Raw genomic sequence first — 9,604 nt, 5'->3', positions numbered from 1 at the left:
GAACCCGGAAGCTAAGCCTGCCTGCGCCGATGGTACTGCACTGTAATGGGTGTGGGAGAGTAGGTCACTGCCGAACACATTTTTGTTGAGCCCCCAACCGGGAACGGTTGGGGGCTCAACCCATTTCTACCGCCTTGCGGGGTCTCGATATGCGGCCTCGCTGCGCTCGGTCGCTACTCGACCACCCTAAGAACGGGCCGTGAGTGTCGCAGGGTCTCGATACGCGGCCTCGCTTCGCTCGGTCGCTACTCGACCACCCTAAAGGGGAGCGTCGTCTTCCCAGGGTGGTCGAGTAGCCCGCGAACGCAGTGAGCGAGCGTATCGAGACCCGGGCGTCCGGTCTCGATGCGCGTCCTGCGCTTCGCTCCGGTCGCTACTCGACCACCCTGAAAAGGGAGCCGGCTCTCTTACGGGGCCGTGAGTATCGCGCGGGGTCTCGATACGCGTCCTCGCTGCGCTCCGGTCGCTACTCGACCAACCTAAAAGGGAGCGTCGTCTTCCCAGGGTGGTCGAGTAGCCCGCGAACGCAGTGAGCGAGCGTATCGAGACCCGGGCGTCCGGTCTCGATACGCGTCCTACGCTTCGCTCCGGTCGTTACTCGACCACCCTGAAAAGGGAGCCGGCTCTGTCACGGGGCCTACGTGACGCGGGGTCTCGATACGCGTCCTCGCTCCGCTCGGTCGCTACTCGACCAACCTAAAGGGGAGCGGCGTCTTCCCAGGGTGGTCGAGTAGCCCGCGAACGCAGTGAGCGAGCGTATCGAGACCGGGTGCGTGACGCGGGGTCTCGATACGCGGCCTCGCTTCGCTCGGTCGCTACTCGACCAGCCTAAGAACGGGGCCGGCTTTGCCACAGGTCGCGAGCACTCCGGTCGCTACTCGACCAACCAGGCAGGGAGCGGCGACCATCGAGACTGTGAGGCGTCAGCCATTCGGGCGATTCGCGTAACGCTTCTGGCGCTGGTCCCGACAAGGTAGGTAAGGATCGAGAGCCCGGGGGGCTCGGAGGGGAAGGCAGCGAGATGTCGAGCAGTCGTGAACGGCGCAGGTCATCGCGCACGGTGATCGCGCGCGTCTTCGGAACTCTGCGCCATGTGCCCAACGAACTGTCGGAGCAGAGGGAACGGCTCGTTACGCAGCAGGAACTCAACCAGCTGCGACTCGCACGCTGACGCCTCCGAGCTCGACGACGTCGCCGATCTCGAGCTGACGTCCACGGCGGACCTCGACGTCGCCGTTCACAGTTACCATGCCGTCGGCGATGACGGCCTTAGCGTCAGCGCCGGATTCGATCAGGTTGGCGAGCTTCAGGAACTGGCCCAGCCGGATGCTCCGGTCACGGATCTCAACGTCGTCCACCCCCTCATTGTGCCGCCCGGTCGCGCACCGGTCCCGCTCGGCCTCCGATAGTTTGTTGTAATGACACAGTTGGAGTCGGTCGGGCAGGCGGGACCGCCGGCGACGACCCGCGAAGCGAACCGGCATGCTGCGGCGAATCGTCGGTCGTCGGCCACCATCAAGAGGATCGCTCACCCCAGCGGGATCGGCCGCCGGGTACCGCGGATCGCGGGAACGATCGTCGGACTGCTCGCAACCGTCTCGCTGCTGTCGGCACTGATCCCACCCTTCCGGCACCTCATCCGGGTGCCGCGAACGTTCGTCGACGACTTCCTGTTTCCGATGCCGAGCACCAGCTTGGCGTGGACGGTGGTGCTGGGGCTGCTCGCGGTGTCGCTGTCCCTGCGCAAACGAGTCGCGTGGTGGGTGACCGTCGGCTATCTGTCGGTCTACACCGCGCTGAACCTGCTCGTGGTCCTGGTCGCCGCGTCCGATCCGAGTTGGGTGGACGAGTGGCGGGAATCGGTGATCGGTCTGGCTGTGAACATCGCTGTGCTGGCAGTGCTCATCGTCAGCTATCGGCAGTTCAACACCCGGGTGCGACGCGGCGCGCTGCTGGCCTCCGCGGCGGTCCTGGTCAGTGGACTGGTCGCCGGCACGCTCGCCGGTTGGGCGCTGGTGACGGTGGCGCACGGTTCCCTGCAGCCGCACGAACGACTGCCGTATGCGTTCAATCACGTCGTCGCCTTCGCCACGATCGACGTGAAGTCATTCGCCTCGCATCACGCACCGTGGATGGTGAACTGGCTGCTCGGCCTGTTCGGCGCCCTCGCCTTGATCGCGGCTGCGATCGTTCTGTTCCGTTCGCAGCGGCTCGCGTCGTTGATGACCGTCGAGGACGAGCGCCTCGTCCGAGGTCTGCTGGACGCCTACGGCGAGGACGATTCGCTCGGCTACTTCTCCACCCGTCGCGACAAGGCCGTCGTGTTCTCGGCAGACGGTCGGGCGGCGATCACCTACCGCGTCGAGATGTCGACGGCGGTCGCAGGCGGCGATCCGATCGGTGACCCGGACTCGTGGACCGAGGCGATCGCCGAGTTCGTCGCTCGCTGTGAGACATACGGCTGGCATCCGGCGGTGCTCGGCGCGAGTACTAGGGGCGCCGAGGTCCTGGATGCGGCCGGCTTCAACGCGATCAACCTCGGTGACGAGGCGATCCTCGACGCCGCCGACTACAGCCTTTCCGGAGCGAGCATGAAAGGCGTCCGCGGGTCGGTGTCCCGCGTCAAACGACTCGGCGTCAGCGTGCGCATGCGGCGGATGAGCGAGCTGTCCTGGGAGGAAGTGGAGGGCGTCGTCCGCCGCGCCGACGACTGGCGCGACACCAAAGAGGAACGCGGATTCGCGATGGCCTTGGGCCGGGTGGGTGATCCGTCCGACGGCGCCTGCCTGCTCGTGGAGGCGGTGGAGAACGAGGGGGCCGACGACGAGCGGGTCATCGGCATGCTGTCCTTCGTCCCGTGGGGCCGCAGCGGCGTCTCCCTCGACCTGATGCGTCGGGACCGCAAGGGACCCAACGGTGTCGTGGAGACGATGGTCTCCGAACTGGCGCGCAACGCCGAAAGCGTCGGCGTCACCCGGATCTCCTTGAACTTCGCCACTTTCCGCGACGTCTTCGAACAGGGGCCGCAGGTGGGCGCGCGGCCGGTGATGCGGCTGGTCTACTCGGTGCTGAAGTTCTTCTCGAAGTTCTTCCAGATGGAGTCGCTCTACAAGTCGAACGCCAAGTACCAGCCGCTGTGGAAGCCGCGGTACATCTGCTACGAGGACAGCAAGGTGATTCCGCGCGTCGCGCTCGCCGCGATGATCGCCGAAGGCTTCGTCCAACTGCCCGGCAAGCGGTGGCGCGCCAAGCACTACCGCGGCGGGACGTCGTCGATCCCGGAGGGAGTCGACGTCGACGCCCTGCTGGCCGAACTCGAACGCGAAGCGCACAGCCGGGCGGTGCATCAGGTTCGGCGCCCTGACCAGGTCAAGGTTCGGATCGCGAAACTGGACCGGCTGATCGCCGTCGGCGTCGACCCCTATCCGGTCGCGCATCCGCCGACGCACACCGTCGCCGAAGCGGTCGCGTCGCCGTACGGAACGGCGGTCCGCCTCGCCGGCCGAGTGACCCGCAAACGGGACTTCGGCAAGGTCGTCTTCGTCGACCTGCACGATCAGAGCGCACAGATCCAGGTGCTGGTGGAGACCGCGTCGGTCCTCGATCAGCCGCTCGATTTCGCCGCGACGATCGACCTCGGCGATCTCGTCGAGGTCTCCGGCACCATCGGGACCAGCCGGTCCGGTGAGCTGTCGGTGCTGGCCACGGGCTGGCGGCTCAACGGCAAGTGCCTGCATCCGCTGCCCGACAAGTGGAGCGGCCTGACCGATCCGGAGGCGCGGGTCAGGCAACGCTACGTCGACCTCGCCGTGAACGCCGACAGCCGTGCCCTCCTCGTCACCCGCAGCGCCGTCGTCAAAGCCTTGCGCGACCACCTCTCCGACCAGGGCTTCCTCGAGGTCGAGACGCCCATCCTGCAGCAGGTGCACGGCGGCGCGAATGCGACGCCCTTCCGCACCCACATCAACGCCTACGACCTCGATCTGTATCTGCGGATCGCGCCGGAGCTGTACCTGAAGCGACTGTGCGTCGGCGGGATCGAGAAGGTCTTCGAGATGGGCCGGAACTTCCGCAACGAAGGCGTCGACTTCTCGCACAACCCGGAGTTCACCAGCCTCGAGGCGTATGCGGCGCACCACGACTACGAATCGATGATGACGCTGACGCGCGAGATGATCGTCGCCGCGGCGACCGCAGCCAACGGTCGGGCGGTGATCGAGCGGCCCGGCGACGACGGGGCCGTGGAACTCGTGGACGTCTCCGGGCCGTGGCCGGTGCGATCGGTGCACGAGGCGGTCGCCGAGGCGGCCGGCGCCGACATCACGCCCGACTCCGATGTCGAGGAACTGCGGGAGGTGTGCCGCGGGCTCGGCATCGCGTACCGACCCGACTGGGACGCCGGGCACCTGGTCCTGGAACTGTATGAGCACCTCGTCGAGGAGCGGACCACGTTCCCGACCTTCTACAAGGACTTCCCGACCTCGACCTCGCCGCTGACGCGCGCTCACCGGACCATCGACGGGGTGGCCGAGCGCTGGGATCTGGTGGCCTGGGGCGTCGAGTTGGGGACTGCGTACACCGAGCTCACCGACCCGGTCGAGCAGCGCAGAAGGCTCACCGAGCAGTCGATCCTGGCGGCCGGCGGCGACTCGGAGGCGATGGAGTTGGACGAGGACTTCCTGACCGCCCTCGAGTACGCCATGCCGCCGACCGGGGGCCTCGGCCTCGGCGTCGATCGGATCGTCATGCTGATCACCGGACAGTCGATCCGCGAGTCGTTGCCCTTCCCGCTGGCCAAGCCGCAGCAGCCGGGCGTGTGAGCCGTTGTCGGCACCGGTGTCAAGGTGGCAGATCTGCCAATGGCTGCCGACCGGCGACTCCGATGAACTGTGAGGCACCTCATATTCACTGAAGGAGTTGCCATGCGGATCGACGAATACACGAAGTACGACGCAACCGGACTGGCCGAGTTGATCGCAACCGGACAGGTCAGTGCGGCCGATGTCCAGGCGGTCGCCGCCGAGGCGATCACGAAGGTCGACGAGAAGCTCAACGCCGTGGTGGCCGGCCCGTTCGACGTCGCACTCGATCACGCGTCCGACGGCCCGTTCGCCGGAGTGCCTTTCGCAATCAAGGACCTGGTCTGTCATGCTGCCGGTGTGCGGACCCGGATGGGCACTCGACTGACCGGACCGGAGGGCGTCGTCTTCGACGAGGACACCGAGTTGATGTCGCGCTTTCGTCGGCTCGGTCTGGCGACGATGGCGACGACGGCGACGCCGGAGCTCGGCTACAACGCGAACACCGAACCGCTCGTCGGCGGCTCCACCCGCAATCCATGGAACCTGAACCGGTCGGCAGGGGGTTCCAGCGGCGGCTCGGCTGCGCTCGTCGCCGCGGGGGCGGTGCCGATGGCGCACGCGAACGACGGCGGCGGATCGACTCGGATCCCGGCCGCGTACAACGGTCTCATCGGATTCAAGCCGAGTCGCGGACAGGTGAGTCTTGCGCCGAGCATGCAGGAGGCGCTGTACGGATGTGCGGCCGAATCGCTCGTCGCGCGGTCGGTTCGTGATGTGGGGACGGCATTCGACGGAATCTGCGGCGCGGTCCCCGGCGACAAGTACGCCTGGTCGGGTGGCGACTACGGTTTCGCGGCAGCCACCCGTCGGGATCCGCGGCCGCTGCGAATCGCACTGCACACTCGGTCATGGGCCGGAACCGACGTTGACGAAGACGTCGTTGCCGCCACGGAGAAGGTCGCCGCGGTCCTCCGGGACCTCGGACACCATGTCGATGAGGCGAGCCCGGCCTTCGACTGGGACCAGTTCATGGAGGCGCACTACCGGTACTGGGGAGGATTCGTCGCCGAGTCGATCGCCGGCATCAGCGCCGTATCGGGCCTGGCGCCCGGTCCGGACACCCTCGAAAGCACGATTCTCAAGGCGTGGGAGTACGGCAGCACGATGACGGTTCTCGACCTCGCGGCAGGATCGGCCATCGTCAACGAGATCACGCGTTCGGTCGCCGCGTTCTATCAGGATTTCGATGTGCTTCTCACACCGACGACCAACACCGTCGCACCGGTGCTCGGTCATCTCGACTCGGACGATCCCCAGCTCAGCCACGAACAGTGGACGCGGCGGATCTTCGACACGGCCAGCTTCACCCCGCTGCAGAACCTCACCGGGACTCCAGCTGTCAGCGTGCCGGCCGGGTTGAGTTCGGCGGGGCTGCCGATCGGTGTGCAGCTCGCCGGCCGGCTCAACGAGGACGTTCTGCTCATGCAGCTGGCTGGACAATACGAGCGTGCCGTCGACTGGACGGGGACGGCGCCCGAGGTGCACGCCGCGCGCTTCGCCTGAACCGCTGCGCATTCGCGCCGGGCGCGAGATGCTCGACACGGTGAAGGTGACGGGAGGCGGCGGATGAGGATCGACGACACCTCGCTCGGTTTCGAGTTGGCGCGAGTCCTCGCCACCGACTCCGCCGACCGCGCCCATCATGTTCTCGGACTGCTCATGAACGTGACGGGCGCGGTCGCCGGGCTCCTCTCGACTCCCACCTCCGGTGCGCCCGGCGGTGGTGTCCTCGCCGTCCGCGAGTACACCGAACCGTTGGTGGAAGCCATCACCGGGGATTTCTTGACTGAACCGGTCTACCAGTACCTGGTCGCCGATCGCGCCCGGCCGCTGCGCAGTTGGCGGGAAGCCGAGATCGACTTCGCGGCGACGCCGTTCGCCCGAGGCCTGCTGATTCCCGCAGGATATCGCGGCGGGGTCTCCATGCGGATCAGCGATGACGATGGCGGGTACATCGGCGACCTGCATCTGAGTACTCCGAGCTCGGAGTGGCCGAACGACGCCGGCATGGTCGCCTTGGAACGGAGCCGGTCGATCCTCGTCGGCCTGTGTCGCAGCGAACTCGGTCGTGCCGGATGGTCATCGGATCGGCCGGCTCTCGCTCGGATCCGAGTCACCCGAGGGCCTCGGACCGAGCTGCTGTCGGTCCCCGGCGGTACCTTGATCGCGGGAACGGAGGAACTCGCCGTCCGTCTGTCGCAGATCGCCGGCCGACGCGACCTCACCTGCCGATGGCGGGCACCCGACGGGCGAGTTCTCGAGGTGACTGCGGAGTTCTCGTCGGACGGTGCGCTCGTCACCGTGCGGGACTCGCCGCTGCCGTACGGGCTGACGCAGCGTGAGGTCGATGTGCTCGCCTACGTGTGGGCCGGGATGTCGAACTACTCGATCTCGCGGCGTACCGGAGTCCGTGAGCGAACGATCGCCGCGCACGTCGGCGCGATTCTGGCGAAGACGGGCGCGGCCTCGCGGGCCCGTGCCGCCGTCGTCGCTGAACGCGAGGGGCTGGTTTCCGCGTCGCTGCTGCTGGCCGGCGAAGGCCTGTGACGTAACCGGGCGTTACAGATAAGGGTGTGCGGCCTAGACTTGACTGCCATGAGCACGCTGAACTTCACCCCCACCGCTGATCTCGTCGATGAGATCGGCGCCGACGTCCGCAGTTGCGACACCCAGTTCACCCAGTACGGCGGCAACCGCGAGTTCGTCGGCACGGTCACCACGGTCCGCTGCTTCCAGGACAACGCGTTGCTCAAGTCGATCCTGTCCGAGCCCAATCCGGGCGGCGTCCTGGTGATCGACGGGGGCGCGTCGGTGCACACGGCGCTCGTCGGCGATCTCATCGCCGAACTCGGCCGCTCGAACGGCTGGGTCGGGATCATCGCCAACGGTGCGATCCGCGACTCGAAGGTGATCGGCGGGATGGCGATCGGCGTCAAGGCCCTCGGCACCAACCCGCGCAAGTCCACCAAGACCGGCGCCGGAGAGCGCGACGTGCCCGTCGAACTCGGCGGCGTCACCTTCAACCCCGGCGACCTCGCCTACTCCGACGACGACGGCATCGTCCTCGTCGCCCCGCAAGCCTGACCGGCTGACCCGAAACCGTCTGTCGGACCACCGCTAGGAGCAATCATGCCGAAGCCCGCACCCTCATACTTCCAGCGGCTGGCCGCGCTGGCCGCGATCGACGACGTCGCCGACCGGCCCACCCGCCCCGTTCTGGAGGCTTACAGCGGCGCCGAGATGGCCACCATTCCGGTCGCCACCGCCGAGGACCTCGAGCTGGCGGTCGCGCGCGCCCGCGCGGCCCAGACGGCGTGGGGCGATCGCAGCGCCGCCGACCGAGCCAAGGTGCTGGGCCGCTTCTCCGAGCTGGTCCACGCCAACGCGGAGCAGTTGATGGACATCGCGCAGGCCGAGACCGGGAAGGCGCGCATCTACGCGCAGGAAGAGGTCATCGACGTCGCCCTGACCGCGCGGTTCTATGCCCAGCACGGGCCCAAGATGCTCGCTGATCGCAAGGTGGCGGGCATGCTCCCGGGCGCCACCGACGTCCGGGTCCGCTACCAGCCGAAGGGCGTCGTCGGCGTCATCAGCCCGTGGAACTACCCGCTGACGCTCGCAGTGTCGGACGCCGTCGCCGCGCTGATCGCGGGCAACGCGGTCGTCATCAAACCCGACAGCAACACGCCGTACTGCTGCCTGGCGCTGGCCGAGCTGCTCTATCAGGCGGGCCTGCCGCGCGAACTGTACGGCGTGGTGCCCGGTCCCGGCTCGGTGGTCGGACAGGCGATCGTCGAACAGACCGACTACGTCATGTTCACCGGCTCGTCGGCCACCGGATCGACGCTGGCCGCGCAGGCGGGCAAGCGTCTCATCGGCTTCTCCGCCGAGCTCGGCGGCAAGAACCCGATGATCATCACCGCGGACGCCGACATCGACCGTGCGGTCGCCGGCGCGGCACGCGGCTGCTACTCCAACTCCGGTCAGCTGTGCATCTCGATCGAGCGGATCTACGTGCACCAGGCGATCGCCGACGAGTTCACCGAGAAGTTCGCCGCGCACGTCAAGAACATGACGCTGGCCGGCACCTACGACTTCAACGCCGACATGGGGTCGCTGGCTTCGGCGCAGCAGGTCGAGGCGATGGACGCCCACGTCACCGACGCCGTCGCCAAGGGCGCCAAGGTGCTGGCCGGCGGCCGCAAGCGCGCCGACCTGGGGCCCTTCTTCTACGAGCCGACCGTGCTGTCGGGCGTCACCGACCAGATGTCGTGCTACGCCGACGAGACCTTCGGGCCGCTGGTGTCGATCTACCCGGTCGACTCGACCGACGAGGCCGTCAAGCTCGCCAACGACACCGACTACGGGCTCAACGCCAGTGTCTTCGCAGGCAGCGACGCCGAAGCGCAGAAGATCGCCGAGCAGATCCACGCGGGCACCGTCAACATCAACGAGGGCTACGCCGCGGCCTGGGGATCGACCGCGGCGCCGATGGGCGGCATGGGGATCTCCGGCGTCGGACGTCGGCACGGTGAGGAGGGGATCCTCAAGTACACCGAGCCGCAGACCATCGCCACGCAGCGGTTCATCGGCCTCGACGGGATCCGCGGCATCCCGCAGAGCCTTTACCTGAAGCTGACGCCGCAGCTGATCAAGTCGCTGAAGTACCTGCCGGGGCGGTAGTACCGGCCGAAGCATGAACCGGCGGCGCGATGCCGGTCTGCAACGTCACGGACCGTCGG

6 protein-coding genes and 1 rRNA gene are annotated in these 9,604 nt (G+C 67.6%); 6 read left to right on the top strand and 1 reads right to left on the bottom strand.

Annotated features, from left to right (window positions below):
• Positions 1-76: ribosomal RNA gene (gene rrf, locus AAFO60_RS21020) — 5S ribosomal RNA — on the top strand; the annotation flags it as partial.
• Between the two features lie 1,069 nt (positions 77-1,145).
• Here rrf and AAFO60_RS18965 read toward each other — a convergent pair.
• Complete coding sequence (locus tag AAFO60_RS18965; RefSeq protein WP_347957802.1) at positions 1,146-1,358, bottom strand: RNA-binding S4 domain-containing protein; 213 nt, start codon at positions 1,356-1,358, stop codon at positions 1,146-1,148.
• A gap of 60 nt (positions 1,359-1,418) precedes the next feature.
• Between AAFO60_RS18965 and lysX the strand changes: the two genes are divergently transcribed.
• The 5 genes from lysX (at position 1,419) to AAFO60_RS18940 (ending at position 9,545) form a co-directional block, all read left to right on the top strand.
• Positions 1,419-4,820 (top strand): bifunctional lysylphosphatidylglycerol synthetase/lysine--tRNA ligase LysX, encoded by a 3,402-nt coding sequence (lysX, locus tag AAFO60_RS18960; protein WP_347957801.1) that lies wholly within the window; start codon positions 1,419-1,421, stop codon positions 4,818-4,820.
• A 102-nt stretch (positions 4,821-4,922) separates the two neighbouring features.
• Complete coding sequence (locus AAFO60_RS18955) at positions 4,923-6,365, top strand: amidase (protein WP_347957800.1); 1,443 nt, start codon at positions 4,923-4,925, stop codon at positions 6,363-6,365.
• A gap of 63 nt (positions 6,366-6,428) precedes the next feature.
• Entirely contained in the window at positions 6,429-7,409 is a 981-nt protein-coding gene (locus AAFO60_RS18950) for a helix-turn-helix transcriptional regulator (RefSeq protein WP_347957799.1), read from the top strand.
• 48 nt (positions 7,410-7,457) lie between these two features.
• A complete protein-coding gene (gene rraA, locus AAFO60_RS18945; protein WP_347957798.1) occupies positions 7,458-7,946 on the top strand; it encodes a ribonuclease E activity regulator RraA in 489 nt (162 codons plus the stop codon).
• Positions 7,947-7,991: 45 nt separating this feature from the next.
• Positions 7,992-9,545 (top strand): succinic semialdehyde dehydrogenase, encoded by a 1,554-nt coding sequence (locus AAFO60_RS18940; RefSeq protein WP_347957797.1) that lies wholly within the window; start codon positions 7,992-7,994, stop codon positions 9,543-9,545.
• Positions 9,546-9,604: the final 59 nt, after the last annotated feature.

The organism is Gordonia aichiensis (assembly GCF_039946255.1).
GTDB classification, from domain to species: Bacteria; Actinomycetota; Actinomycetes; order Mycobacteriales; family Mycobacteriaceae; genus Gordonia; species Gordonia aichiensis_A.
Note: the sequence above shows the minus strand (reverse complement) of the source record. Positions and strands in the feature narration are given on the sequence as shown.